Source organism: Bacillus sp. FJAT-45350 (genome assembly GCF_002335805.1).
GTDB lineage: Bacteria > Bacillota > Bacilli > Bacillales > NISU01 > FJAT-45350.
Map to the genome: position 1 here is coordinate 37,553 of NZ_NISU01000001.1, position 26,535 is coordinate 64,087.

The window sequence follows — 26,535 nt, forward strand, 5'->3', positions numbered from 1 at the left end:
TTGTATTCAGTGGTGATTAGGTTGGAGGGTGTAATGAATTCACTTGAAATTAAGGAACTACGAAGGAAGCAATACCTTGGCATCAATATGTTTGTTATTTCATTTGCGGCGATAGCAGGTTCAATCATTCTGATTTTTGAAGCATCAAGATTAGTAGTGTTAATCGGGTTAATTATGATGTTCTTTGTTGTATTGCTCACAATGTTGTTTGTAGCAGGGGCATATTAAGCAAGAAGCTACAATTGCTTGTTGTTGTTTTTTACTAGAATCATATACAATAGAGCTTGTATATGAGGGGGATTAATTACATGAGAACGAAAGCAGATAGGTTTTTGTCGGCCTTTAACTTAATTGAACAGGGGCTAAAGGAGCAATTAAATGTACATCGTCATTTCTCTTTTATGAGAATGATAGACTCGGCTAAGAAAAAACACCCACTAGTGATGAAGTATGAGTTAGATTTAAAAAAATTCGCTGAATTACGCAATGTCATCGTTCATGAGCAGGTCTCACCTGATTTTATTATTGCAGATCCGCATATAACGATTGTTGAAAAAATTGAACAGATATATGATGAGTTAATTCAGCCTGACAAAGTGTTTCCAAACTATGAAAAGAAGGTAACGACCTTTCAAATTAATAAAAAGCTTGCAGATGTTTTAGAAGTTATACAAAGAAAATCGTATACGCAATTTCCCATTTACGAAAAAGAAAAATTTGTTGGATTGTTAACAGAAAATGGGATATCAAGTTGGTTAGCACATCATATTAAAGAAAATACTTGCTGCCCAACAACTGTTGGATTACAAGAGGTAATGACTTTTGAAGGACACAAAGACAATGTGATATTTGTTGATAAAGATTGCTTCATGTATGAAGTGAAAGAGTTATTTGTAAATCACATTGAGCGTAAAATGACGAGATTAGATGCAGTACTTATCACAAAAAATGGTGAAAAGAATAATCCACCGTTAGGTATTATAACGCCCTTTGATGTAATCCGCTTGTAAAAGCGGTTTTTTCATAGAATGGACATTGTCTATTTCTTTGATTATTACGTTAGATATATTATAATGTGAAAGGAATACATACATTAATAGGAGGAACGTTCAATGTCACCAGAGTTATTGAATATATTTTATCAGTCCCATATTGGATCATGGGCAATCACAATTTTATTGTTTATTCTTAGCTATTTTCTAATTGAGAAAAAAGCAGGGAAAATTCTTCACATGATTTTGCGATTATTCTACATCATTATGATTGTTTCAGGTGTTGGAATGTTAATTGGACCATATGAAGGACTATCTCTTATCCTTAAAGGTGTACTAGCATTATGGTTAATCTACTTTATGGAAATGATTCTTGTACGCACGAAAAAAGGCAAGCTTGATAGCAAACAAAAAACATACTACTGGATTCAATGGGTTGTAACATTACTTCTTGTAGTAGTTATTGGCTTTGGAGTATTACGCTTCTAATTAGAAAAATGTACTTTATTTTTCTAAGAAGCAATGAGCGAAGTCACTGCACGTACTTAAAGTCTAGTGCAAGTGGTTTTCTTGTCGCTAGACGCGCAGTGTACGAAGCCGTTGCTTTCCTTGAGTACTCTAAATGCTTCTTACCCGCAAAACAAAAAGAGCAATGTCCGAAAAAAAAATCGGCATTGCTCTTTCTATATTTCTAAGCCATTGGTTCAGCTCTTAACTCTTCGAAAGTAATAATTTTTCTTGACGTAATATTTGAGGAGCTAGCTATATGAAGTAGGGCTGGTGCAACATCCTTTGGATTGTCACCACTTGCTTGTAGTTCGGTTTTCATGACACCAGGGTTAAAGACATAACTAGTAATTCCATTTGCATGTTCTTCCTCTTCAATTGTGTATGTCAATGTTTCTAGTGCTGCTTTACTAGCGCTATATGCACCGAAGCCTCCAGCTCCTTGTCTAGCTAATCCCGTTGTAAGTGAGATAATTCTTCCTTCCTTTTGCTTTCTCATAGCTGGGATAGTAGCTCGTGACATAAGAAATGCTGTTGTTACATTGTTTTCAAAATGTCGTTCCCATGAGTTTAAACTTGAGTCTGCAATCTCGTAGCTTTCAAAAATAGCTGCATTGTTAATTAAAACATCAATTCGACCGAATGTAGAAAGTGTAGTTTCGACAAATGCATTCACTTCTGCTTCGATAGATACATCCGCTTTAATTGCAACTAATTGTCCTTCGAATGCAGAAAGCTCTTCTTGTAAGGAAATCATGTTTCCTTCTTGTCTGCAGCAAGCGGCTACCTTTGCTCCTGCTTTGACTGCTTGAATCGCAGTTTCTCGTCCTAAACCAGTTCCTGCACCAGTAATGACAATCACCTTATCTGTTAATGCAACCATTTTCAAACCTCCTTATAAAACCTATATGAATAGTTAGTTTACTTGTTTATTTCAGAATTGTCAATATTTTTTCTTTTAATTTATTAAAATACTTGTGAGAAGATGTCCCTCTCTTTCAAATTTGATAAACTATAATAGTATGCTAAAAAGGATTTTGACTTAGCTTTTTTCCGTAATCTACGTGTTCAAGAAAGGTAGTCATGTAAGAAATATACTTAATAAAAGGGGAGTTTAGCATGTCTATTCATCGGATTGAAGGAACGGCCCTTACTACAGTTGCTACAAAAGAACGTCTTACAATGTGGCATCAATATCAAAAACAAGAAAAAAACCCTATCTTTTATATACTTCCGTCTAATCAATGGCTTCGTATTGCAAGACTACGACAACCAGGGATGGCATTTAAAACATTTGATGATATTGCAACAAGAGTATTAGATAAAAAAAACGTAAGCTATATTCCGATTACTGAGCAAGAGCGAACATTATTTTTTCAGCAATTTACTTCTGATATTTTTGATAAAAGTTCAACAGAGGAAGAGAATCATAAGGCGAGAGCGTATGCTGACACATATGGTCAGTTAAAAAGACTAGGATTAACAATTGAAGAATTACCTAAGTCGATGGAAAAGGTGAAGCCTCTTTTTAAAGAATATGAACAACAAACCGTTTATAGTCGTAAAATGCTTGACCCAGAAAATCGTATTCAAAAAGCAGGTGCACTGGATTGGACTAAGGAAGAGCTGGGTTTATCGGCTGTCATTATAGATGGATTTTATGATTTTAGTCCTTTACAATATGTCGTCATCGAAGCTCTTGTGAAAAGAAATGTACCTATCACAATTTATTTACCAAGCTTTGCACCAGTAGAGATAGTAAATGAAACGAAAGAAAATCTTAGTCAGTTAGGTTTTGTTTCTGAAATAAGTACGCCAGAAATGGAGCAAACGGTAGAGAAAGTGTCCGTTGTCAAAAGTACAACAATTGAAGAGGAAATCCATGCAGTGTTTGAAGAGATTTTACAGGAACAATTACCTTTAACCAATTATGGAATTCTTTTAGTAGATGATTCGTATACAAATGAGCTTGAACGAATTTCATTGGATAAGAATGTACCTTTAAATAAAGCAAAAACAATGGCTGTTGAAGATACGGCTATTTGCCAGTTACTACTTAACACTATAAAAGATAGTTCAAGAACGTTTTCAAAATGGGACAAGCTGTCAACGATTGATTTATTAGCTCAAGTGTTGTTTTTAAGTCCTAATGAATATAAGAGTCTTAAGTTTAATTGGATTCAATCAACATCAATTGAAAATGAAGCGGTAAATACAATTTATAAATCGTTAGAAGAGCTCCGAATGAATCTTGGGAAAAAAGAGATGTTCTCGAGTTATATAAATGAGTTGATAGGTTTTTTAGAACAATTACAGTTACTAGAGTATTGGCAGAATCTTGTCGCTACTGAAATAAATACAGAGTGTCTAAAGAAAATAAGAAATGAATGGAAGGGTTATGAAAACTTACTTCAGCTTCTAAAAAAGCAACATTCATTAGTAGAGGAGAAGGGTCTACAAGATCTTCTTATGCAGCGTCATATTTTTATTGATTGGATTGAGGAATCACTAGCTGGTAGGACAATTTATCTTGAAAGAAGACAGCCTGAGTCGATTGGAATATTTACGTTTAGGGATGTTGCGTTATTTGAAGGGAAGAAGCTTTTTGTCATTGGAATGAATGAAGGAAAGTTTCCTATTTCGTATCATCTTGGTGGGTACTTTCAAGAGAGAGATTTATATGAAATCTCGGATACTCTTGGCCTGCCAACTCAATCAACGTTTAGAATGAAGCAAGATGTCTACTTTAAGCAATTATTTTATTTAGTAGATGAACTTGTCTTTACTTATGTTGTTGGTATTGATCAGGAAAATCCGTTACTACCTTCTCCTTATATTGAACGATACATGAATGAAGCGTCTGTTACGACAGCATCAACTGAAACGAGAATGAGCAAGACACAGTCTTTCTCTACTAAAGATAAAGTAGAAAAGACAGCTTATTTTCTCGGGAGAGACTTTCAAGTTCGCCAGTTAGATGACAAACTTGGAATGATAAAGGGCGAATTAGAACGACTAGAAAAGGGGGAAGAGCTCCTCTCATCTAAATGGGAAGAAAAGTTAAGGAAAACAAGGCTAGCCATTACGATGCTCGAAAGCTATGCTAGGTGTCCTTTCCGATTTGCAATGGAACGTGTGATGGAAATTAAAGAACCGACAGAAGAAGCAACTAGAGTGTCCCCGTTAGACACAGGAAGTATGATTCACTCTTTAATCGAGCGTTTTTATAAAAAAATGGGATTAATCCAACGCCCATTCGGTACATTCACAAAGGAGGAAGAGGAACAGGCGGAAGGTGTATTGCTCGAGTTGTTTAACGAAGAATGGGAGAAGATTGAGCAGAGTAATCATGAGCTAACTAGATTACAGCTTCTTATTGAAAAGGAGCAGTGGCATCGTAAGCTAAAGAAATGGTGGGCAGCAGAGAAGAAGCAATTTTGGCATAATAAAAGTCTTGGAGAAATGTTGCTATTACGTTTAGAAGAACCAATTACACTAACACTATCAATAGATGATGAAACGAATATTACACTAACAGGGAAAGTAGACCGAGTCGATAAAGATGAAGCGGGCTTTGTTATCTACGACTATAAATCTGGGGATGATATGCTCAATTTCGATAAGCATGTACGCCCTGGGATGAAGCTTCAGTTACCTCTTTATCTATTAGCGATTCAAGAAAAGTTAACAGAAGAAGATTCTGTAGTGACAGCGCACGGAGCAAGCTATATTTCATTAAAAGCACCAGCAAAAAGAGCTGGAAATGGTGTGTGGAGACAGGAGCATGTTGGGAAAGGTTCTTCGTTTAAAGTCACACATCACTGTAAAAATGTTGAAGAAACATTAGAAGGGCATACACTTCTCGATAAATACGAGTTGAAGCAGCGAGTTAGACACTTATGGGAGAAAAGCTCAACAGATTTCTCAGTAAAACCATTAGATTGTCATTCAAGTTGTCCTTATAAGCTTGTTTGTCGTGTAACAGATGAGCAAAAAGAAGAAGGAGAGGGGGAATGGACGTGATGAATTTTAATAATGAACAAAGACAGGCAATTCATAGTCGAAAGCCTTTAGTAGTAGTATCGGCGGGAGCTGGTTCAGGGAAAACAAGAGTTTTAACTGAGCGATTTTTATATCTTTGCGACCAAAAGCTGAAAGCAAGGTTTGGGAAAGCTGAGGCTCCAGAAATTGGTGCAACTGTGGATGACATTGTCGCAATTACCTTTACAGAAAAAGCAGCTAGAGAAATGAAGGATAGAGTTAGAAAAGCAATAAATGAGAAAATAGTAACACTTTTAAATGAATACACAGATGAACAAGAAAGAGAAGAAGCAATAGCTTTTTGGCAAGAGCAAAAGGAAGCGCTAGATGGAGCACTAATTTCTACGTTCCATAGCTTCTGTAATAAATTACTGCATGAGTACGCGTTCCAAGCAAATATTCCTCCGTCCTTTAGTCTCATAGATGATGTTGAATCAAAGCTTCTTCAAGGAGAAGTGTTTGATGAGCTACTAAACGATTCAGTAAGGCATGAACAATGGAAGGGTCTCTATCAATTTTTTACGAAAAATCAAATTCAAAGCGGTGTTATTTCTGTTTATGAACGCACAAAGGAATTTCATGCGGGTGTAGATATCGATAGTTTCTTTTCAGCAAAGGAAATAATTGAGGAGCAAATTAATCGAGTTGGAAAAAGAACGGAGCAAATGATTGCTGATTTTCTTAGTTATGGGAAAGAGGCTGTTCAAGGTTTTCCTCCTCCAGATACATGTTCAGGAAAGCTTCAGGAGCACCTTACAAATGTTATCGATTTTTTTGAAAGTTATAATCCAGTAGAAACTGAACCGTCAACTGCATTTAAGTTACTTTCTGATATCATGCCAAAACGAATTATGGGAGCATGGCAAGACTCTGCACCAGCCTTTCATCAGTTTTGTAGTGGAAAATGGAGTGAGGTAAAAGGTAGTGGTGATACAACTACTGCTTGTTCAGAAGACGATAAGAAGCAGTTTGAAGAGCTATTAACTGCTTTTGTCTCCATTTTATCTAGTTTCCATAATCGTTATGACCAAATAAAGCGAGAAAGAGCTATTGTTGACTTTTCTGATTTGCAACAAAAGGCAATTGCACTTCTCGAACAGAAAGAAGTACAAGATGCTTGTCGTGAAAAGTATCTACATATGATGATTGATGAGTTTCAAGATACGAATCAACTTCAAATGCTGATGCTCGAGCGGATTAATCCCCATAATCGATTTATTGTAGGGGATGGGAAACAATCGATATACCGCTTTCGTGGGGCAGACGTTCGCCTTATGAATCAAATGGAAAAAGAAGCAAAGCAAGCATCTGAGGCTGAGTTTATAAACATGAATAAAAACTACCGAACCTGTGACAAAATCTTAGCATTTGTAAATGAGCTATTTACTGTTGTGATGGATAAAAGAGAGGCAGAAGCAGTTGATTATAAAATTGGTTATAACGAAATTGATAGTGATAGACAGTATAAAGAGGAAGATAAGGCTCTTGTAGAATTGATTGTGGCCGAAGAGGCTGAGGAAGAAGTAAGTGAGTATGATCTTATCGCAAAAAGAATGCTTGAAATGAAAGCTAAGGGAGCACCGCTAGTTGAAAAGGACAAAGGTAACTGGGTAGAACCACAGTGGAGTGATATGGCAATTCTCATTCCTGCTAGGACGAATCTATTAAATTTAGAGCGCGCATTAACTGAACGTTCGATTCCGTATACAGTTTATGGTGGTGTTGGTTTCTATGACCGACAAGAAATTCGTGATTTTCTTTCCCTACTTTATTGGGTCAATCGTCCGTGGGAACCTTTGTACATTGCTGCATTGCTTAGAAGTCCATTAATTGGTGTAACTGTAGAGCAGTTAATTGAAGTCAAACATCTATTAGTCGAGCATGAAACTATAGCTGATTTTATTTTCGAAGGTCGTTTTCATCAAGAGCAAGTAAGTGCTGAGCTAAAAGAGAAACTAGAGATGATGAGAGTTTGGTTCTTCCGATGGGTACCATTCACAACCCAACAAGCACTTATACAAAGCATGGAGGAACTTTTTGTAGAGAGTAATTTGAAATTATCGTTACTTATGCAAAAGAATAATCTTCAAAAAGTAAAGAACGTAGAAAAACTAATTGCTCTAATCGACAAACTAGATTCCCATTCACTAGAAAAGGCATTAAAAAAGCTAAAATCAATAATTGAGCTATCAGACAAAGAAGGAGAAGCGAAAGTAGAGCTTTCAGGTGGAGATGCGGTTCATATTATGACTGTTCACGCCTCGAAGGGACTTGAGTTTCCGATTGTGTTCTTGCCTAGTCTATCGAGAAGAACTCCATCAGATGGTGGAAGCATTCGTTATGATGTAGAAGAGAAAATTGTCTTTAAATATAGTTCAGACAATGAAAAGGACCCTCTTAAAGAAGATAAAAAGCAATCACCGTCTTATGAGCAAGTAAAAAAGAGAGTCGATGATGAAGCGTATGAAGAGTCTAAGCGAGTTTTTTATGTAGCAGCAACTAGAGCTAGAGATTATTTAGTCTTATTAACAAAAGAAAAAGTTGTTAAGAAGTCATGGTTTGAAATGCTAAATAAAGCTATAGATTCTAGTTCAAAAATGGAACAGCTACTAATTATTAACGAAGGTATTGAATATGATGGTGTATGGAAAGACGATGTGAGGGAGTACGAATCTCCAACAGATAATTTTCATTTTGAACCCTCGATATCCTTTTCTGTTTCAGAAGTGATGAGCTTTATAAAGAATCCGCTCGACTATTTTTATCATTCGATTGTTAAAGTTGATGAAAACCTGTTAGGTAGTAATCAGGTGGAGAGCGTGATAAATGATATGACATATGAACGTTCAACTCTCGATCCATCCTTACTAGGTACTCTTGTGCATCGAGCTTGTGAGCTTTATGACTCTGGTTTTGGACAGGAAGAAGCAATAGAAGAAGCATTATTGCTTTTTGAAGAAGAGAATATTGAAGTAGAAAAATACCGTACTGAAATAGAAGTATTAATGAAGCCATATTTTACTCTTGATCAAAACTCTCTTGGAGAAAGTATAGATAACGAGTGGTCTTTCTCTACAGATATTGAAGGTGTAACAATTATTGGTGAGATTGATAAGGTTGTGAAAGATGAGCACGGCTATCATATTATAGATTTCAAAACAAATAAGGTGTTTGACGAAAATGAATTAATTAGCCGGTATAAGCCGCAGCTTTATTTGTATAAAATGGCGTATGAAAAAGAAAAGAATGTCACAGTTAAGAGCATGTCTTTACTATTCTTACGTAAGCAGAAAGAGCAGTTATCACTAATTGAATTTGAAGAAAGCTATGAACAATATGTAAAGGAAAAGCTTGTAGAGATGGGGAGATTGAAAAGGGAGAATGCTGGGAAAGAAGAATACGAAAGAGTAAGGAATTAACGAGAAGCAGTAGTTGCTTCGCGCGTTGCGTGCCTGCTATGAGAAAATTCACTCATAGCAGGCTTTTTAAAAAGCAGCAGTACCTCTCATTACAAGAAAGCACTGAAAAAGTAAAATATACACTTTTTCAATGGTCTCCTAGAAACAGTAGCTCTTTTTTACTATACTTAAGAAAAAAGATACACACTTATGGTAAAATAAAGTTGATATTACTGTCACGTTATAGTTTATATATTTTGTGAATAGGTAGATACGACTATTAGAAACTGAAGGCTCTTTCATAGAAGGTGTTAGTCTATTCTTAGAAAAGGATTGTGGGTTTGATGGGGGAATATAAACAAAAGCTTCTTAAATGGTATGATAATCAGAAAAATTACTTTCAAAGTTTGATCGAATATCATCCTGACGCCGTTTTTTTACTCGATCAGATGGGAGATTTTCAAAGTGTAAATAAGGCATGTGAGAGTATTACTCACTATGATCAAAGGGTGCTATTGGAGAGTTCTTTTTTTTCATTATTTTGTCCAGAGAGCTTAAAGACGGTAGAAAAGTATTTTTCTCTTGCTCAAAATGGAACTGCTCAACAATATGAAACTGAGTTGATAACGAAGAGTGGTCATAAGATTGAAGCGCATATTTCAAATATTCCAATTGTCGTTAATGAAGAAGTTGTAGGAATTTACGGAGTGGTCAAAGATGTGACAGACCAACATAAAATTGAAACAAAGCTAAGAGAGAGTGAACAACAATATTTTTCACTTTTTCATTTTAATACAAATGCTATTTTTGTTTTAAGTCGAGAAGGACAATTTGAGAGAGTGAACCCTGCTGCGGTAAGGTTGACAGGGTTTTCTGAATCGGAACTAACGACAATGACTTTTCATAGCCTTTTAGAAAAGAAAAGCGTCCAAACAATTTCTCGTTTAGTAGTAAAGGCTATTAAGGGGCAAGCACAAACATTTGAAATCCCAATTAATCATAAAGAGAACAAGAAAGTCATTCTAAATGTGACCGTTGTTCCTAACATCATTGATGGTCAGGTGAGAGGTACGATTGGAATTGCCCAGGATGTTACAAAAAAGAGAATCGTTGAAGAGAAAGTTGCAAAAATGGCAAATGAAGATGTTTTGACTGGTCTACCGAATCGACGACTTTTTATTAAGGCATTAGAAGATTCAATAGAAAAGGCAAACAGAAAGAATGAAAAGTTAGCAATTCTCTTCATTGATATTGATCGATTTAAAATAATAAATGATACATTAGGCCATTCATTTGGTGATGAAGCACTGATAGAAATTACACGTCGATTAAATGATTGTCTCGATGGTCAGGCTTTGTTAGCAAGAATGGGTGGAGATGAATTTACACTTCTAATCCCTTCTGTTAATTTGAACGAAGAAGTGTGTGAAGTAGCAGAACGAATACTAGGGAAAGTTAGTCAACCTTTAGAGGTAGAGGGCTATGAGTTTACAATGACAACAAGCATTGGTATTGCAATTTTCCCTGACAGTGGGTCGAATGCAGAAACATTAATAAAATGTGCAGATGCTGCAATGTATCGAGCCAAGGCACAAGGAACAGACCGTTATCAACTCTATTCTACTGATATGAATCGAGGGTTTTATGAATGGTTCCAAGTTGAAAATGACTTGCGTAGAGCCTTAGAAAGAGAAGAATTTGAACTCTACTACCAACCGCAATTTTTAACATCAGAACAAAAGGTTATAGGTGTTGAAGTCTTAGTGAGATGGCAGCATCCAGAACACGGGCTCGTACCACCTGGTAAGTTCATATCTATTGCAGAAGAAACAGGACTAATTGTCCCAATTGGGGAATGGGTGCTTCGTAATGCATGTAAGCAAATGAAGGAATGGCTAGATAAGGGGTATCCGAATATACAAATCTCCGTTAACTTATCATTAAGACAATTTATGCAAAAAAACATTGTTCAAGTTGTGGAAAAGGCATTAACAGATTCCCAGCTACCACCAGAATATTTGGATCTAGAAATAACGGAAAGTGTGACAATCGATCTTAGTCGTACGATGACTATTTTGGAAAAACTGAAAGAACTAGGTGTGAAAATAAGTTTAGATGATTTTGGTACTGGATATAGTTCTTTACAATATTTAAGTGAGTTCCCAATTGATGAGTTGAAAATAGACCAATCTTTTGTAAATAATATTGGCATCAAAGAAAATAGTAAGGCAATTATTGCGATGATTATTAACCTAGGGCACCTCTTAAATTTAGAAGTCATTGCTGAAGGGGTCGAAACGAAGGAGCAGGTTGAATTTCTTCTCGATAAAGGATGCGATAAAGTACAAGGGTACTTCTATAGTCGCCCCCTTTCAACGATTGACTATGAACGAGTGATGAAGAAGTTTAAGCAATAGGGTATAATTAAGAGTAATTTGATTACACGGAATGAGGCTGTGACTAAAGGTCAAAAATGGACCTTATGCCACAGTCTCTTTTTTAGATGATTTATTATTTGTCCAATAATTGCTTAGGCGGTTATTTTTCTTTCGCGAAACTTATCTTTCACGTACATGAGGTAATAATGTTCGACATCTTCACTAGATAGTAAGCTAATGTACACAACTTCTGGAACATTATAATAGACGTACGTGACCTTTTGTTTTAATTTTATATAAAGTGTTTTAGACGCTTTTTCATATGATATAGATGATAGATTATCACTATTAACCTTCGTATATTGTGGCTGCATAATAATCCTCCTTAGTTAGTTTTTAAACTCTTTACCCTTAGAATCTTAATCGAAACATTCCCAAATTGTTCATTTGAAATTTACTAGTATTTTGTTTACTATAAAAGTTGTTACACGACAAATGTATTTAGAATTGGAGAAAAGAATATGGAAAAAAAGCAAAAGCTTGAACAACTTCTATTTAGCACCTGGGCAATTGCGATAGTTGCTACAGCAGGGAGTCTCTTTTTTTCTGAAGTAATAGGGTTTATTCCGTGTGAACTTTGTTGGATACAAAGAATCTTTATGTATCCAATGGTGATTACATTAGGTATTGCTTTGTGGAAAAAGGATTTGAATTATGGCATATACGCAGTGGCTCTATCTGGAATAGGAGCAGTAATTGCTTTTTATCACTATTTACTTCAAAAAGTTCCAGCACTTTCTACAACTGATTCTTGTGGAATTATTCCATGTACAGGACAATATATTAATTGGCTAGGATTTATTACTATCCCGTTTTTATCATTTGTAGCCTTTGCTAGTATTTTCGTGCTTTCAATTTATAGTATTAGATTAACTAAGAATATTGACTAGATTGGCTCAAGTTCAAACTAGTAATCTATCAAGAAATGAGTGGTATAAATGAAGAAAATTATTATCTTTAGTGCTGTTGTTATCGTTATTTTTGCAGCATTAGCAGTCGTAACAAATATGAAACAAAGTCAGCAAGTGGAAGGGAATCCTTTTGGTAAAGACTCGTTAGACCCTGCAACAATCTCTCAATTAAATGACCCAAATTATCAAAATATTATTCTTCCTGAAACGTTAGTGGGAGCATTGAATGAGGGTGAGACTAAAACGATTTATTATTATAGCCCAACTTGTCCGGCTTGTACTCAGGTTTCCCCAGTCATTGTTCCACTTGCTAATGAAGTAGATGTGAATATGCAGTTGTTTAATCTACTAGAATTTGAAACTGGCTGGTCAACTTTCCAAGTACAGGTAACACCAACTATTGTACATTATACAAATGGTCAAGAGGTTTCGAGAATTGAAGGTATGGCAACGGATGAGGAATATCGTCAATGGTTTGAAGCTACAAAAGAATAGTAACAAATTAAGACTATCACTTTATCCAATTCTCATCTTTTTTATAAAGTATGTGAAGGGTGAGAGATAGTCTTTTTTATATTTAATAGATAATGTAAAATTTCAGCAAAAAACTTCACAACGCAGAGTTTGTTTATGAATTTATGCTTTAATATGTCGAAAAAGAGTGGATTAAGGCAAAAAGTTTACATGAAACGCTATTAAATATGCAGAATATGGTATAATTAAGAAGAATTAAATTCCTACGAATGTGGGGTAAGCTTATGAACAACAATGAGGAAAAAGTTGATAAAAGTGTAGAAGAAGTAGAATTAGAAGTGGTTGATGGAACAATTTCAGTTAAGAATCATGAAATCGTTGTTTCTCCACCTAATGAGCATGGTGAATTCCCAACCATTAGTCCCAGTTCACAGGTAATAATAGCTATAGATGGACAACCAATAACGAAACAAACTCCTGTGAAGGATAGTAAAACGATAACTTATAAGATTACTGAAAAAAGAAAGCCTTGGTTTAAAGCAGAAATCAGTAAAGATAAAGTAGAAGTATTGTTGACAATTACAGAGGAGATTCATAAAGGTTTTCAGTTAAGGAATTCTAATCCGGTCCGAAATTGGGTTCCTACGATTGAAGAAGCAGTTATCAAATATGATGTAGAAGAATTATCATCTACAATTATTGATCACATATATAAAATGGGTATTAAAGCAGAAATAAAGGCTCAATTAATTATAGAAGAATTATCTGAACCGAGTCATGAACCGATAGTTATTGCGAAAGGTAAGGCTCCTACAGACTCAAAGGATGGATATATTGAGTTGTTCTTCTCAAATGATTTGGAAAGTGTTTCATATGACGATAAATCAGCAATTGACTACAGAAATCGATATAATATTCCTAAGGTTTCAAAAGGTGATAAGATGGCTCAAATCCATCCTCCTAAGAAAGGGAAGGAAGGTCTCAATGTTTTTGGTGTCTCTCTCCCTCCTAAACCAGCAAAGTCTGTTGAAGTTCGTCCAAATCGAAAAGTAAAGTTAAACGAGGACGGCTCTGTTATTGCTTTAGTCTCAGGACGCCCTTCAATAACGGGAAATGTCATTAAAGTATTTGATATTGTAGATACCTATTCAATTAACAAAGACATAGACTTGGAAACAGGTAATATATATTTCAATGGAGATGTGGTCATTACAGGAAACGTGAAGGAGCATATGAGGGTTGAGGCAATGGGCAACATCCTGATTAACGGTAATGTTTACTTCTCAACTATTATCTCCTCACAAAATATAGTAGTAAACGGGACTGTTATTAATAGTCAAGTTATTAGTGGTCAACATGGTTTATTTTTTAGCGAAGTGTATAAAGTTTCTGAGAAACTATACCGGACGATAAAACAATTATATGATTCACTTAAACAGATGACAAAACTTCTAGAACAGCAGGGAAAAGAGTATAAATATGGACAATTAGTTGCTACCCTTGTCGAATCAAAATTTAAAACTCTTACTGTTGATATTGAAAGCTATTATAAAGTATTAAGTGAAATGGAAACAAGCAATATTGAGGTCCCTATTCAAATGAAAATGATAAAAAAAATGCTTGCCGTCTTTCGCAATCATTATTTAATGTTGAATGTAGATGGTCCAGTAATGATTAGAAGTGTACGCTTTGCATTAAAAGAATTACTATCAGCTTCAGAGGCATCGATTAAACAAGAAAGTGATATTACGATACAAGATGCCAATATGTGTACAATAAAAACAAATGGATCGATATTTATAGAAAAAGCAGGGGTTATCCACTCTACACTGTTTGCTGGTAAGGATATTATCTTTACAAATCACAAAGGTGTAATCCGTGGAGGAAAAGTAGAGGCGATGAATGAGATTCACGCGGGGGTTGTTGGAAGTGATTTAGGGTCTAGACCAAAGGTATACGCCGGGCAAAAAATCACAATAAAAGACTTAAATAAAGCAGTGATAAAACTGAACCAGAAGAAAATGAAAGTTATGGGTCCTATTAAGGATGTTACTTTTAGTTACAATGAAAAAGAGGATGAGATTAAAAGTAGTCCGCCAGTTAGAGTTGGATAAAAAAGGATAATGTGGATCCTATATCATATGATGATGTTAGTTCAGTAAGAATAGTTAGCACTATAAAAGCGATGGTTAAATATACTTATTATTTTAAAAGAAAGTCTAATTTTATGTGAAGAAATACTTATTTTAATAAAAATATGCTATTATTGTAATTATCTTTAACTATGAAAATCAAGTAATGAAGAGATTAATAGTGCTTCAGATCTTTAGAGAATATTGAGGTGAATAGGGTCTTGATTAATTCTGAATATTTAAACGTGTTTATTGATGAAAGCCAAGAGCATTTGCAAGCGGTAAATGACAACTTATTGAAATTAGAAAATGCACCAGATGACCTATCTATCGTTGGGGAGATATTTCGCTCTGCCCATACCTTAAAGGGTATGGCGGCAACAATGGGCTTTGAAGACCTCGCACATCTAACTCACAATATGGAAAATGTACTTGACCTCATCCGTAATCAAAAACTAGATGCAACATCTGACGTATTAGATGTTGTATTTGCAGCAGTAGATGATTTAGAGGAAATGGTAAACGACATATCAAGTGGTGGGGATGGTAAGCGAGATGTTTCAGACGCTGTAGCTAAGCTAGAGCAAATTGAAAAAGGGGAAGTGCCTACTGGAGCTTCAGGACAATCAGAAGCGGCTGTAACAGCAGAAAGTTCATCTGCTGTTATTGATGTAGATTTGTTTTCTGAGACGTATGACCAATTTGAATTAACTGTACTACTGCAATCCCACGAGCAAGGGTACAATGCATTCCAAATTAGAGTGACACTAGATGAAAGAACTATGCTGAAAGCAGCACGTGTCTTTATGGTGTTTGAAGTTCTTGAACAAGTGGGTGAAGTAATTAAATCTTCTCCACCAGCTGAAGAATTAGAAGAAGAAAAGTTTGAAGATGATTTTGTAGTTACATTCCTTTCTAAAATAGACGGAGAAGAAATTGCTGCTCGTATTAACAAAGTTTCTGAAATCGTTAATGTTCAAGTTCGTGAACTTGATGTGGAAGAATTAAAGCAAGCAGCTTCTGAAGCAAGACAAGTGGATTCAGGTTCATCAGAAGTAAAAGAAGAGAAAACAGCAACTAAAGAAAAAGCAGCGACACCAAATAAAGCAGAAGAAAAAAAGGCATCAACTCCACAGAAAAAATCAAATGCTGATGCGAATAAGACGATTCGTGTTAATATCGAACGCTTAGATGTGTTAATGAATCTTTTTGAAGAACTAGTTATTGACCGTGGGCGTCTTGAGCAAATTGCTAGTGAGCTTAAGAATAATGAACTAAATGAAACGGTTGAACGTATGTCAAGGATATCTGGTGATTTACAAGAGATTATCTTAAACATGCGTATGATGCCGGTAGAACAAGTCTTTAACCGCTTCCCAAGAATGGTGCGAAGCTTATCTAAAGACCTTAATAAGAAAGTGAATTTACAAATTATCGGTGCGGATACTGAATTAGATCGTACGATTATCGATGAAATTGGGGATCCGTTAGTGCATCTAATTCGTAACTCAATTGACCATGGAGTAGAAACTCCTGAGAAGCGTCGTGAGGCAGGGAAGCCTGAAGAAGGTACGGTAGTCTTAAAGGCATACCATAGCGGAAACAATGTCTTTATTGAGATTGAAGATGACGGAGCGGGTATCGACCGTGAAAAAATTCTAAAGAAAGCATTAGATAATGGTGTTGTCACAGAAGAAGAAGTATCTAAGATGACAGACCAACAAATCTATGGATTACTTTTCGCTTCTGGCTTTAGTACAGCAGAAAAAATAACGGACGTATCAGGTCGAGGTGTAGGTCTAGACGTAGTTCGTACAACCTTTGAATCACTTGGTGGTATTGTTACAGTAGATTCTACATTAGGGAAGGGATCTATCTTCTCAATCCAGTTACCATTAACATTATCGATTATCGATGTGATGTTAATTGAGGTGGCTAAAGAGAAGTATGCAATTCCACTTTCCTCAATTGTAGAAACAGCGATTGTAAATAAAGAAGAAGTATACAGTGCCCATAATCAAAAGGTTATTGACTTTAGAGGTAAAGTGGTACCGTTAGTATTCTTGAAAGATATCTTTGAAGTGCCTGTTGAGGAAGAAAGAGATGAAGAATTTTATTCTCTTGTTATTATCCACAAGGGAGAGAAAATTGCCGGCTTAGTAGTAGATTCCTTAATTGGACAGCATGATATCGTATTAAAATCATTAGGGAACTATTTGACAAATGTGTTTGCAATTTCTGGCGCAACCATTCTTGGTAATGGTCAAGTAGCTCTAATTGTTGATACGAATGCACTTATTAAGTAATTAAAGAAGTTGGGAGGTAGATCTCGGTGGCAAATGATACTGCGACGAAAAATGATTTAAAGGTCATCGTCTTTCAATTGAAAGACGAGGAATATGCGATAGAGGTAGAGTATGTTCAATCGATTGAACGTATGCAACCAGTCACGAGAATCCCGAGAACATACCCTTTTATAACTGGGGTTATGAACTTAAGGGGTGTAATAACACCAATTATTAATCTTAGAAAACGGTTTGGGATTGAAGAAAAAGCGTTTGATGATGCGACAAGAATTCTTGTTGTTTCAAAAGAAGATATTGAAATTGGTTTTATCGTTGACGGTGCAAATGATGTTATTGATATACCAGCAGATAAGATTGAGCCTACACCAGAGGTTGTCGGTGGCGTAGAAGCTGAATATCTACGAGGTGTCGTAAAGCTAGATAAACGTTTATTTACTCTACTAAACTTAGAAAAAGTTATTAGAGAGTAGTAGCAACTAAATGGTCTTCTTAAGAGACTGTTAAAAGTATTTCTAGTAAATTACTGACTTATACAAAGGATTAAGGTAAGTATAACTATTATTTGCTAAGTCCTTTGTTAATCTATTATGTTATTATATAAGTTGAATAATTGTTGGAGAGGTGTCGAAATGGCTTCTGTATTAATTGTTGATGATGCAGCATTTATGAGAATGATGATTAAGGATATTCTATCAAAGAATAACTATGAGATTGCAGGAGAAGCTGCAAATGGACTTGAAGCAGTAGAGAAATTTAAAGAAACAAAACCTGACTTAGTGACAATGGATATTACTATGCCTGAGAAAGATGGTATCGAGGCGTTAAAAGAAATTAAACAACTTGATCCAAATGCAAAAGTAATTATGTGTTCTGCAATGGGACAACAATCTATGGTAATTGATGCGATTCAGTCTGGAGCCAAGGATTTCATCGTAAAACCATTCCAAGCTGACCGTGTATTAGAAGCAATTCAAAAAGTACTAGGATAATAATTGATTGCTAGTTAAATGAGATTGCAGTGACAAGTGTCTCTGCTTTCTCCATTTTTTCAAACAATTAATGGAGGATTTTACATGCAAGCAAATCACGTCAATGCAATTACAAGAGCTACTAAATCAATTCTAACGAATCATTTAGGTGTGGAAGCAGAGATGTTGAAGCCTTATGTTCAAAAAAAGAGTATTCCATCTAATGAAATCTCTGTTATCCTCGGTATAAATGGTCAATTGGAAGGGCAGATTATTTGTTCCGTAGACCATCAAATGGCTAAGTCAATGATCGGTGCAATGATGGGTGGAATGACAATAGAAACAATAGATGATATGGGATGGAGTGCCATTCAAGAGCTTGGGAACTGGATTGCAGGTACTACTGCAACTGAATTATCCAAAGAAGACTGCATTATTGATGTAACACCTCCTGTAGTAAATGAAGGTGCTTCGAAATTCCACTCATCTTCAACGTTTATTACATTTCCATTAAATACTGCTATTGGAGAAATGCACATACATGTTTCAGTGAAGGATGCTAAGTAGTGAAATAGTAAGGGCTAAGAAGAGAGTGTTTCTTAGTCTTTTTTTCTTGTTGTTTTTCATATATAAAGGAGAGAGTTATGAGAGCTAGAATGTATAGTATTATATTACTATTGGTGTTTATTTTGGGTTTAACAGCCTGTGAAGGTGAAAGCTCAACCATAAAAGAAGAAAGCGATCCGACAAGCTATGTAGATAGTGATGAGCAAGTGAAAGAAGGCACTCAAATATATGGTGACGAACTATCAGTTCATTTTATCGACGTAGGGCAAGGAGACGCTACGTTGTTTTTAGGTCCGGACTTTACAATCTTAGTAGATGTAGGTCGACATGATCGAAATGATGTTGTTCCATATCTTAAATCAGTTGGAGTGACCGAATTCGATATCGTAGTAGGGACACATCCACATGCTGATCATATAGGTCAACTTGACAAAGTATTAATGGAGTTTCCGACAGATGAGGTTTGGATGTCAGGAGATGAGCATACGACACGTACCTATGAACGAGTAATTGATGCTATAGCATCTACAGGTGTTAGTTACTATGAACCAAGAGCTGGAGAAGTCTTTGAAGTAGGCTCATTAGTTATTGAAGTAATTAATCCTGAAACGCTAACAGGGGATTTTCATGAAGGCTCTTTAGCGTTACGAGCTGTTTATGGTGATATTTCCTTTTTATTAACTGGAGATGTGGAGAAACAAACAGAAGAAGAGATTATCACTCGAGGTCATAAGCTGCAATCAACTATTTTTCAATTAGGACATCATGGCTCTAGTACGTCAAACACAGAGCCATTTCTCAAGGCGGTTAAACCAGAGTTAGCTATTTACTCTGCTGGTTTAAACAATGACTATGGTCACCCTCACCGAGAAGTTATTAGTCTATTAGATAGCTTAAATATACCGATAAAGGGTACTGATATAAATGGAACGATTATTATTAATACAGATGGCTCAAATTATCGTATAGAAAAAGAAAAAGAAGCTGAGACAACCAAAGTAGAGGATACTAATTTAGCTTGTATTGATATTAACGTGAGTTCAAGAGAAGAGTTAGCAACAATTGTTCATATTGGTGACGAACGGGCTGAGCAATTAATTGAGCACCGACCATATGATTCTGTTGAGCAACTTAGAAGGATAAATGGTATTGGTAGTGGACGATTAGGTGATATTGTGGAAGAAGGTTTAGCTTGTGTAAAAGTAAAATAGCTAATTGGAGGTTCTTGTTATGAAAGGGATTGTAGACAGAATTGTAGATGGGGAAAAAGTAGTTATCCTCGTTGGTGAGAAAGAAGAAGAATATATACTTAATCAGAGTCAACTCTCTTTTAATGTAAAGGAAGGTTCAGTATTAGAAGTAAATATAGAAAATGGACAGTTAGATAATGTAAAATTAATAAAGAGTGAAGACGAACAACGAATCACTAATAAGCTTGAGTTATTAAGAAATAGAAGTGGGGAAAGTAAATTTAAGAAGAAATAAACTAGAATGAGTTTGTGAAAGAGTAAAGCCTTTTTCAAACTCTGTCATGCCATAAGGAGGGGAACGAATGCAAAATATTATGGACACCGTAAAGGAAGTCGTCTACGCCGTTATACCAATTTCGTTAGTGGTTATCATTTTGCAATTTACGCTAATTGGTATGCCGATGGAAATGTTCATGCAATTTATCGTTGGAGTCGTCATGGTGTCAATTGGTTTAATCCTGTTTTTATTAGGGGTACATATAGGGTTATTACCAATTGGAGAGATGATTGGATCAGCTTTACCGAAAATGGGGAAGGCATGGTTGGTTATTTTCTTTGGTTTTTTACTAGGATTTGTAGCGACTGTTGCAGAGCCTGATGTACGAGTTCTAGCTATGCAAGTAGATTTGGTTTCTGATGGTGTTGTTTCAAGAAATCTCTTAATCTATACAGTAGCATTAGGTGTAGCGATTTTTGTTGGGTTAGCGATGTTGAGAATCTTATTAAATATACCAATTACTTATATGTTGGTTGTTGGTTATGGACTAGTATTTTTACTTGCGGCCTTTACTCCAGCTCATTTTATCCCGATTTCTTTTGATGCAGGTGGGGTAACAACTGGACCGATGACTGTGCCATTTATTTTAGCATTAGGTGTTGGTGTAGCCTCAGTCCTAAGAGGTAAATCTGCATCATCTGATGGATTTGGATTAGTAGCATTAGCATCAATTGGTCCTATTTTGGCTGTCTTAGTGTTAGGGGTGATTTATGGATGAATATAAAAATATTTGAAGGGTTTGGTCATGTTCTATATGAAGTAGCCTTTGCCCTTATTCCTCTATTAATATTTTTCCTGTTCTTTCAATTTTTTATTTTAAAATTGCCGATGAAAAAGCTTATGGATATACTAAAAGGAATGTTTCTTACGTTTTGGGGTCTTGCTTTCTTTCTTCAGGGAGTACATATTGGATTTTTGCCAGCTGGAGAAATGATGGGGACAATTCTTGGACAAATGGATTTCTTATGGATTCTCATTCCAATTGGATTTGTCTTAGGATTTGTCGCAACATTTGCTGAACCGGCGGTACGTATTTTAAATCATGAAGTTGAGAAAGTATCAGGTGGTTATATACCGGAAAAGGTTATGCTATACACTCTTTCGATTGGCGTTGGTTTGTCAATTGCGTTGTCAATGTTACGAGTGATAGTTGGTATTCCTTTATGGTACTTTATCATCCCTGGATACCTCATTGCACTAATCTTAATTAAGTTTTCTACTCGCACGTTTACGTCGATTGCGTTCGATTCAGGTGGAGTAGCTACAGGACCAATGACGGTAACATTTATTGTTTCGATGTCAGTAGGAATTGCAACTGTAATGGAGGGACGTGACCCTTTACTTGATGGATTTGGAATGATCGCATTAGTCGCTCTTTCCCCTATCTTGTCTGTATTAACATTAGGGTTACTTTATGGTCGAAAGGAGAAAGAAAATGATCGAACATTTGAACCTGAGTCATAAATTGCTGGTCACGATTGTAAAGAAAGGTAATGCTAAAAAAGTTGTCAAAGCCTCGAAGGAAGCTGGTGCCGAGGGCGGAACAGTCATTTATGGTAAAGGAACAGGAATACATGAAACAAAGAAATTTCTTGGGATAAGTGTTGAACCTGAAAAAGAAATGGTTTTAACATTAATCCCTAACGAAAAAGTAGATACAGTCCTTTCTGCGGTTGAAAAGGCTGCTAAGTTAGATAAACCAGGAAGTGGAGTAGGTTTTGTACTTGATGTGAAGCGAATTGCAGGAATTGTTCACTTACTTAATCTACAAAGTCAAGGAGGAAACAATGGAGAATAAAGTTTTGTATGACTTGATTGTATCAATTGTGAATAAAGGCTATTCAGAAAAAGTCGTAGAAGCTTCTAAACAAGCAGGTGCGGAAGGTGGTACGATATTGTACGGAAGAGGAACAGGAATTCATGAGCAAGCAAAGCTATTTAATATTGCGATTGAACCTGAAAAAGAGCTTGTCTTAACGCTTATTGATAGAGATAAGACCGATGAAGTATTAGAATCGATTATGGTTAATGCAGAATTAAATAAGCCCGGAAAAGGGATCGCTTTTGTTTTAGAGGTTGAGCGTACAATTGGAATTAATCATGTACTGAACCGTATGATGAATGAAAAATTTTCTGAGCAAGAGAAGTAAAAGGAACAGGGGCAACCGGGATTGTTGAAAAGGGTAACTGATTTGTTATTAATGAATACAGTAATTAACAGATGAAAAATGATTGACATGTTTTTATAATTACTGTATCGTCATCTATGGAAAAAGTAAATATCGTCCTCGTTAGGTGAGGCTCCTGTGATGGAGATACGCTGCTGCCCAAAAACGTCCAAAGACGCCAATGGGTCAACAGGAACTATCGAATTAAGGTGGTTTTTAATGTAGCTGGTTGTATAACCTATGCCGCACAGTGCTAAAGCTCTACGAATGAAGGAACAAGCAGGATTAATGTATGTTTTATTTGTCATGCTTTCTATTTGTGAACAATCACCTTCATTTGTTGAGGGTGATTTTTTTGTTCAAATTAAATTAAGATGCGGAGGTGGTGTGGAATGGATAGTTATCCCGAACCCAGTAGGCAAATAAAAAATGGTTTTAATCTACAACGTAAATGGAAAGCTACAAGAAAGAACGGGACCCATTACACAGGCAATACGCATTTTAGTGAGGTTCCTATCTAAGGAGGAACTAGTTATGGTGAGACTTACTGAGCATGATCGCGAAGAATATATGAACTATATTCTTGAGCTTTTAAAAGACAATAATGAAAAGAAATTCCATGAAGATTTCATGGATTTACACGCGACGGACAGAATGGAGATTTTTCAGTCACTTGACAAAGAGTCAAGACAACTAGTGTACAAATTCGTTACGGCAGCAGAGTTTGCAGAAATCTTCCAAGAGTTGGAGATAGACACTCAAAAAGAGATTGCACTTGAATTAGAAGAAGATTACGCAGCAGAAATGTTTAATAACATGTACGCTGATGATGTCGCTGACTTCTTAGGTGAAATTAAGGACACAGAAGCAAAAGAAATCCTCAGCTCCATGGATAAAGAAGATGCTGACGATGTAAAGGAGTTATTATCGTATCCACCTGAAACAGCTGGGGCGATTATGACAAAAGAGTATATTGCTATTCGAGCAACAAATACAGCCGCTGATGTTATCACAATGTTACGTCAAGAAGGTCCTGAAGCCGAAACAATTTACTACCTATATGTGGTAGATACAAAAGATAAGTTAGTTGGGGTAGTATCATTACGTGATTTAATTATTGCCCAGTCAACTGAGCTTGTTGAAAACATTATGAGTTCACGTGTTGTGTCAATTGAAGCAAACATGGACCAAGAGGATGTTGCAAAGCTAATCAAGAAATATGACTTCCTAGCAGCGCCAGTTGTTACAAGCACGAATGAATTAATTGGTATCGTAACAGTGGATGATGTAATGGATGTATTAGAAGAAGAAGCAACAGAGGATTTAGGAGAGATTTCAGCTGTTAGAGGGGCGACTGATGTGAATGCAAGTGCATTTACGTCCGCTAAGAAAAGATCTCCATGGATTATCTTATTAATGTTCTTTGGTTTAATCACAGCAGGAGTTATTGGAACATTTGAAGAGACATTAGAAGAAATCGTTTTATTAGCAGTATTTATTCCGTTAATAATGGACTCAGCAGGTAACACTGGTACACAGGCGCTAGCAGTGGCAGTTCGTGGCTTAGCAACAGGTTCTTTAGAGAAAATAGGCTTGTGGGGAACGGTTAAGAGGGAACTTGGTACTGGTATTTACCTTGGTATTATCTGTGCGGTTGTATTGATGATTTTAATTCCTTTCATTTATGGAAGCTATATTTTAGCATTTGTAGTTGGTATTTCACTTTTCTTCACATTAAGTATTTCAACAATTATTGGTGCAACGGTACCATTAATTATCAATAAGTTAAAGCTAGACCCAGCAATTGCATCAGGTCCATTTATTACAACTGTAAATGATATTTTAGGTTTGGTCATTTACTTCTCAATTGCTACATCTTTGTTACACTACTTCTAAAATTTCAATTACGTTCGTTAAGAATGGGCACTTTCTATTGACGAAGGTGCCTTTTTCTTATAGAACAGACCAATTATTCTTGTCTTATGAAAGTCGAGGTGTTGTTAATGAGTTGGGAGTTATTAATTAAGTTAAGTGTTGCTTTAGTAGTTGGATTACTAATAGGGATCGATCGCCAATTAAAGCATAAACCACTAGGCCTAAAAACAAGTATGGTTATTTGTGTAGCTAGCTGTTTAGTGACCATTGTTTCAATTGAGTCCTTTGCTCGATTTTCTACTCCGACCTTTAACAATATGGACCCTATGCGACTTGCCGCTCAAATAGTTTCAGGGGTAGGTTTCCTCGGTGCGGGAGTAATCTTAAGGAGAAATAATGATGTGATTTCAGGCTTAACGACAGCTGCAATGATATGGGCAGCTTCAGGACTTGGAATTGCAATAGGGGCGGGGTTCTTCATTGAAGCTTTTTATGCAGTAGGGTTATTAATTATTGCTGTGAATCTTTTACCTTTTTTTGTTAAACAATTAGGTCCAAGTACGTTAAGTAAGCGAGATGTAGCAGTGAAGGTTGTGATGGAGCCTAACATGAAAATGACAGAATTGCTACAATCGATCGAGCGTAAAGGAGATAGCTTAAAAGCAAAAAAGAATTATGAGATAAATATCAGGAATATTAAAATAAAAGACTTAGATAACGGTAATCAGCAAATTGATTTAACAATTTCAGCTCCAGAAAAGCAGTATACGACTGAGATTTATTACTTAATAAAAAAAATTGACCATGTGATTACTGTTGATGTAGAACACCTATAAAATGAATTGACCTCTGGACAGGAGGGTTGAAAATGGTAATGGATTTAAATTTTCGCAATCGTGAAGAATACTCTTTTTATTTACACCTATATTTAAAGCAAGAAAAGAAAGCGGAGTTTCGGAACGATTTTCTTGCTCTACATCCAACGGATCAGGTGGAGATCTTTAAAGAGTTTAGCGCTAAGAAAAGGAAGCTTGTCTATCAATATTTAGAACTTGAAGAAGTAGCAGTAGTATTTGTTGGTTTAGAGACAGATGAGCAAAAGCAAGTGATTACTGAGCTTGAAGATAATTATATTATCCAATTGTTACAGGAGCTTTCTGCTGACGATGTAACAGACTTTCTCGGTGAAATACCTGACCATATCTCTGAGTATTTTTTAGCGCGTATGGATAAGCAAGAAGCTGACACAATTAAAAGCCTTCTCTCCTACGAAGAGGATTCAGCAGGGGCAATGATGACAACCGAGTACGTGAAAGCAAATGTCTCTGAAACAGTTTCTGAAGTGATGTCCCGTCTTCATGTAGAAGGAGAAGAAGCAGAGACTATTTACTATATTTATGTAGTAGACGAAAGAAATAAATTACTTGGTGTTGTATCATTACGCGACTTAATAACCTCTACACCACAGATGAAAGTCTCTGAGCTAATGAAAGAGCAATTAATTTCAGTTTATCCTGAGATAGATCAAGAGGAAGTAGCTAAGGTTATTAAGGACTATGATTTAATTGCTGTACCTGTTATGGCAATGGATGGCACGTTAGTTGGTATTGTTACTGTTGATGATGTTATGGATATTGTTGAAGAAGAGGTTACAGAGGATATTGAAGATTTTGCAGCGGCAAGAGGGACAATCGATCTAGAAATTAGTGCTCCGTTAGCTGCCAAACGCCGTCTTCCTTGGTTACTAGTATTATTATTTTTAGGGTTTGGAACAGCAGCTCTTATTGGTAGCTTTGAACAGACTCTCGCAGAAATAGCTCTACTTGCTATTTTTATTCCACTTATAGCAGACATGGGAGGAAATACTGGAACTCAGTCATTAGTTGTAGTAATTAGGGGGATCGCAACAGGAAAGCTAGATCGGTCGATGCTGTACCAGTTATTGAAACGAGAGTTATTAACAGGATTAATTATGGGGAGTATATGTGGTATTCTCGTGATGTTAGTGGCACTTGCCTTTGATTTTGGTAATATCATATTAGGTGTCGTTGTTGGGATATCTATTTTCTGTACAATTGTGTTTTCCACTATTATAGGAACAGTCATTCCATGGATAATTCACCGTTTGAAAATAGACCCTGCGGTTGCATCAGGACCATTTATTACAACAATTAATGATATTACAGGACTCCTTATATATTTTTCTATTGCAAAAGCTCTGTTATTATAAA

25 protein-coding genes and 1 riboswitch are annotated in these 26,535 nt (G+C 35.9%); of the genes, 23 read left to right on the top strand and 2 right to left on the bottom strand.

The window, feature by feature from the left end; translation table 11 throughout:
- Window positions 1-33 precede the first annotated feature (33 nt).
- The 3 genes from CD003_RS00235 to CD003_RS00245 all read left to right on the top strand — a co-directional run bounded on the left by CD003_RS00235 (window position 34) and on the right by CD003_RS00245 (window position 1,481).
- Window positions 34-228 carry a hypothetical protein gene (locus tag CD003_RS00235; protein ID WP_096198890.1) on the top strand — a complete coding sequence of 65 codons (195 nt, stop codon included), beginning with the start codon at window positions 34-36 and terminating at the stop codon, window positions 226-228.
- A gap of 80 nt (window positions 229-308) precedes the next feature.
- Window positions 309-1,010, top strand: coding sequence for a CBS domain-containing protein (locus CD003_RS00240; RefSeq protein ID WP_096198891.1), 702 nt, complete (start codon window positions 309-311; stop codon window positions 1,008-1,010).
- 102 nt (window positions 1,011-1,112) lie between these two features.
- Window positions 1,113-1,481: a YisL family protein gene (locus CD003_RS00245; protein WP_096198892.1), complete on the top strand. Its 369-nt coding sequence runs from the start codon at window positions 1,113-1,115 to the stop codon at window positions 1,479-1,481.
- A 202-nt stretch (window positions 1,482-1,683) separates the two neighbouring features.
- On the opposite strand, the gene CD003_RS00250 is transcribed toward CD003_RS00245, so the two are convergent.
- Window positions 1,684-2,382: an SDR family NAD(P)-dependent oxidoreductase gene (locus tag CD003_RS00250; protein ID WP_096198893.1), complete on the bottom strand. Its 699-nt coding sequence runs from the start codon at window positions 2,380-2,382 to the stop codon at window positions 1,684-1,686.
- A 236-nt stretch (window positions 2,383-2,618) separates the two neighbouring features.
- On the opposite strand from CD003_RS00250, the gene CD003_RS00255 reads away from it, so the two are divergent.
- From CD003_RS00255 to CD003_RS00265, 3 genes are all read left to right on the top strand, one after another.
- Entirely contained in the window at window positions 2,619-5,522 is a 2,904-nt protein-coding gene (locus CD003_RS00255; protein ID WP_096198894.1) for a PD-(D/E)XK nuclease family protein, read from the top strand.
- The gene (locus tag CD003_RS00260) at window positions 5,522-8,959 is read left to right on the top strand and encodes a UvrD-helicase domain-containing protein (RefSeq protein ID WP_257008338.1); all 3,438 of its coding nucleotides are present in this window, start codon (window positions 5,522-5,524) and stop codon (window positions 8,957-8,959) included. The genes CD003_RS00255 and CD003_RS00260 overlap by 1 nt, the downstream gene beginning before the upstream one ends.
- 323 nt (window positions 8,960-9,282) lie before the next feature.
- Window positions 9,283-11,355 carry a sensor domain-containing protein gene (locus CD003_RS00265; RefSeq protein WP_096198896.1) on the top strand — a complete coding sequence of 691 codons (2,073 nt, stop codon included), beginning with the start codon at window positions 9,283-9,285 and terminating at the stop codon, window positions 11,353-11,355.
- Window positions 11,356-11,468: 113 nt separating this feature from the next.
- On the opposite strand, the gene CD003_RS00270 is transcribed toward CD003_RS00265, so the two are convergent.
- A complete protein-coding gene (locus CD003_RS00270; RefSeq protein ID WP_096198897.1) occupies window positions 11,469-11,690 on the bottom strand; it encodes a KTSC domain-containing protein in 222 nt (73 codons plus the stop codon).
- A gap of 147 nt (window positions 11,691-11,837) precedes the next feature.
- Between CD003_RS00270 and CD003_RS00275 the strand changes: the two genes are divergently transcribed.
- The 17 genes from CD003_RS00275 (at window position 11,838) to mgtE (CD003_RS00350) (ending at window position 26,534) form a co-directional block, all read left to right on the top strand.
- Window positions 11,838-12,266, top strand: coding sequence for a disulfide oxidoreductase (locus CD003_RS00275; RefSeq protein ID WP_096198898.1), 429 nt, complete (start codon window positions 11,838-11,840; stop codon window positions 12,264-12,266).
- Between the two features lie 48 nt (window positions 12,267-12,314).
- A complete protein-coding gene (locus tag CD003_RS00280; RefSeq protein WP_096198899.1) occupies window positions 12,315-12,782 on the top strand; it encodes a thioredoxin family protein in 468 nt (155 codons plus the stop codon).
- Window positions 12,783-13,045: 263 nt separating this feature from the next.
- A complete protein-coding gene (locus CD003_RS00285; protein ID WP_179295366.1) occupies window positions 13,046-14,875 on the top strand; it encodes a DUF342 domain-containing protein in 1,830 nt (609 codons plus the stop codon).
- Between the two features lie 239 nt (window positions 14,876-15,114).
- Complete coding sequence (locus tag CD003_RS00290; protein ID WP_096198901.1) at window positions 15,115-17,199, top strand: chemotaxis protein CheA; 2,085 nt, start codon at window positions 15,115-15,117, stop codon at window positions 17,197-17,199.
- 26 nt (window positions 17,200-17,225) lie between these two features.
- Window positions 17,226-17,669 (top strand): chemotaxis protein CheW, encoded by a 444-nt coding sequence (locus CD003_RS00295; RefSeq protein WP_096198902.1) that lies wholly within the window; start codon window positions 17,226-17,228, stop codon window positions 17,667-17,669.
- 159 nt (window positions 17,670-17,828) lie between these two features.
- Window positions 17,829-18,188 carry a response regulator gene (locus CD003_RS00300; RefSeq protein WP_096198903.1) on the top strand — a complete coding sequence of 120 codons (360 nt, stop codon included), beginning with the start codon at window positions 17,829-17,831 and terminating at the stop codon, window positions 18,186-18,188.
- 84 nt (window positions 18,189-18,272) lie between these two features.
- Window positions 18,273-18,734, top strand: a complete 462-nt coding sequence (locus tag CD003_RS00305; RefSeq protein ID WP_096198904.1) for a chemotaxis protein CheX — start codon at window positions 18,273-18,275, stop codon at window positions 18,732-18,734.
- 77 nt (window positions 18,735-18,811) lie between these two features.
- The gene (locus tag CD003_RS00310) at window positions 18,812-19,945 is read left to right on the top strand and encodes an MBL fold metallo-hydrolase (protein ID WP_257008122.1); all 1,134 of its coding nucleotides are present in this window, start codon (window positions 18,812-18,814) and stop codon (window positions 19,943-19,945) included.
- 19 nt (window positions 19,946-19,964) lie between these two features.
- A complete protein-coding gene (locus CD003_RS00315; RefSeq protein ID WP_096198905.1) occupies window positions 19,965-20,219 on the top strand; it encodes a DUF3006 family protein in 255 nt (84 codons plus the stop codon).
- Window positions 20,220-20,286: 67 nt separating this feature from the next.
- Window positions 20,287-20,979 (top strand): DUF1538 domain-containing protein, encoded by a 693-nt coding sequence (locus tag CD003_RS00320; RefSeq protein ID WP_096198906.1) that lies wholly within the window; start codon window positions 20,287-20,289, stop codon window positions 20,977-20,979.
- Window positions 20,976-21,725: a DUF1538 domain-containing protein gene (locus tag CD003_RS00325; RefSeq protein ID WP_096198907.1), complete on the top strand. Its 750-nt coding sequence runs from the start codon at window positions 20,976-20,978 to the stop codon at window positions 21,723-21,725. The genes CD003_RS00320 and CD003_RS00325 overlap by 4 nt, the downstream gene beginning before the upstream one ends.
- Window positions 21,697-22,059 carry a P-II family nitrogen regulator gene (locus CD003_RS22110; protein ID WP_179295367.1) on the top strand — a complete coding sequence of 121 codons (363 nt, stop codon included), beginning with the start codon at window positions 21,697-21,699 and terminating at the stop codon, window positions 22,057-22,059. The genes CD003_RS00325 and CD003_RS22110 overlap by 29 nt, the downstream gene beginning before the upstream one ends.
- On the top strand, window positions 22,049-22,411 hold the full coding sequence (locus CD003_RS22115; RefSeq protein WP_179295368.1) for a P-II family nitrogen regulator: 363 nt from the start codon (window positions 22,049-22,051) through the stop codon (window positions 22,409-22,411). Before CD003_RS22110 ends, CD003_RS22115 begins: the two co-directional genes overlap by 11 nt.
- A 130-nt stretch (window positions 22,412-22,541) precedes the next feature.
- Window positions 22,542-22,708, top strand: a riboswitch (M-box (ykoK) riboswitch).
- Window positions 22,670-22,855, top strand: coding sequence for a hypothetical protein (locus CD003_RS21585; RefSeq protein WP_096198908.1), 186 nt, complete (start codon window positions 22,670-22,672; stop codon window positions 22,853-22,855). It overlaps the preceding riboswitch by 39 nt.
- Before the next feature lie 108 nt (window positions 22,856-22,963).
- Window positions 22,964-24,325: a magnesium transporter gene (gene mgtE / locus CD003_RS00340; protein WP_096198909.1), complete on the top strand. Its 1,362-nt coding sequence runs from the start codon at window positions 22,964-22,966 to the stop codon at window positions 24,323-24,325.
- Between the two features lie 107 nt (window positions 24,326-24,432).
- Window positions 24,433-25,140 carry an MgtC/SapB family protein gene (locus tag CD003_RS00345; RefSeq protein WP_257008123.1) on the top strand — a complete coding sequence of 236 codons (708 nt, stop codon included), beginning with the start codon at window positions 24,433-24,435 and terminating at the stop codon, window positions 25,138-25,140.
- A 32-nt stretch (window positions 25,141-25,172) separates the two neighbouring features.
- Complete coding sequence (mgtE, locus tag CD003_RS00350) at window positions 25,173-26,534, top strand: magnesium transporter (RefSeq protein WP_096198911.1); 1,362 nt, start codon at window positions 25,173-25,175, stop codon at window positions 26,532-26,534.
- Window position 26,535 lies beyond the last annotated feature (1 nt).

Coding starts and splice junctions, on each gene's coding strand:
- CD003_RS00260 (WP_257008338.1), top strand. CDS start 5,522: ATGAATTTTAATAATGAACAAAGACAGGCAATTCATAGTCGAAAGCCT.
- CD003_RS00245 (WP_096198892.1), top strand. CDS start 1,113: ATGTCACCAGAGTTATTGAATATATTTTATCAGTCCCATATTGGATCA.
- CD003_RS00235 (WP_096198890.1), top strand. CDS start 34: ATGAATTCACTTGAAATTAAGGAACTACGAAGGAAGCAATACCTTGGC.
- CD003_RS00315 (WP_096198905.1), top strand. CDS start 19,965: ATGAAAGGGATTGTAGACAGAATTGTAGATGGGGAAAAAGTAGTTATC.
- CD003_RS00255 (WP_096198894.1), top strand. CDS start 2,619: ATGTCTATTCATCGGATTGAAGGAACGGCCCTTACTACAGTTGCTACA.
- CD003_RS00250 (WP_096198893.1), bottom strand. CDS start 2,382: ATGGTTGCATTAACAGATAAGGTGATTGTCATTACTGGTGCAGGAACT.
- CD003_RS00305 (WP_096198904.1), top strand. CDS start 18,273: ATGCAAGCAAATCACGTCAATGCAATTACAAGAGCTACTAAATCAATT.
- CD003_RS22115 (WP_179295368.1), top strand. CDS start 22,049: ATGGAGAATAAAGTTTTGTATGACTTGATTGTATCAATTGTGAATAAA.
- CD003_RS22110 (WP_179295367.1), top strand. CDS start 21,697: ATGATCGAACATTTGAACCTGAGTCATAAATTGCTGGTCACGATTGTA.
- CD003_RS00240 (WP_096198891.1), top strand. CDS start 309: ATGAGAACGAAAGCAGATAGGTTTTTGTCGGCCTTTAACTTAATTGAA.
- CD003_RS00285 (WP_179295366.1), top strand. CDS start 13,046: ATGAACAACAATGAGGAAAAAGTTGATAAAAGTGTAGAAGAAGTAGAA.
- CD003_RS00270 (WP_096198897.1), bottom strand. CDS start 11,690: ATGCAGCCACAATATACGAAGGTTAATAGTGATAATCTATCATCTATA.
- CD003_RS00320 (WP_096198906.1), top strand. CDS start 20,287: ATGCAAAATATTATGGACACCGTAAAGGAAGTCGTCTACGCCGTTATA.
- CD003_RS00325 (WP_096198907.1), top strand. CDS start 20,976: ATGAATATAAAAATATTTGAAGGGTTTGGTCATGTTCTATATGAAGTA.
- CD003_RS00265 (WP_096198896.1), top strand. CDS start 9,283: ATGGGGGAATATAAACAAAAGCTTCTTAAATGGTATGATAATCAGAAA.
- CD003_RS00280 (WP_096198899.1), top strand. CDS start 12,315: ATGAAGAAAATTATTATCTTTAGTGCTGTTGTTATCGTTATTTTTGCA.
- CD003_RS00300 (WP_096198903.1), top strand. CDS start 17,829: ATGGCTTCTGTATTAATTGTTGATGATGCAGCATTTATGAGAATGATG.
- mgtE (WP_096198909.1), top strand. CDS start 22,964: ATGGTGAGACTTACTGAGCATGATCGCGAAGAATATATGAACTATATT.
- mgtE (WP_096198911.1), top strand. CDS start 25,173: ATGGTAATGGATTTAAATTTTCGCAATCGTGAAGAATACTCTTTTTAT.
- CD003_RS00310 (WP_257008122.1), top strand. CDS start 18,812: ATGAGAGCTAGAATGTATAGTATTATATTACTATTGGTGTTTATTTTG.
- CD003_RS00345 (WP_257008123.1), top strand. CDS start 24,433: ATGAGTTGGGAGTTATTAATTAAGTTAAGTGTTGCTTTAGTAGTTGGA.
- CD003_RS21585 (WP_096198908.1), top strand. CDS start 22,670: ATGCCGCACAGTGCTAAAGCTCTACGAATGAAGGAACAAGCAGGATTA.
- CD003_RS00275 (WP_096198898.1), top strand. CDS start 11,838: ATGGAAAAAAAGCAAAAGCTTGAACAACTTCTATTTAGCACCTGGGCA.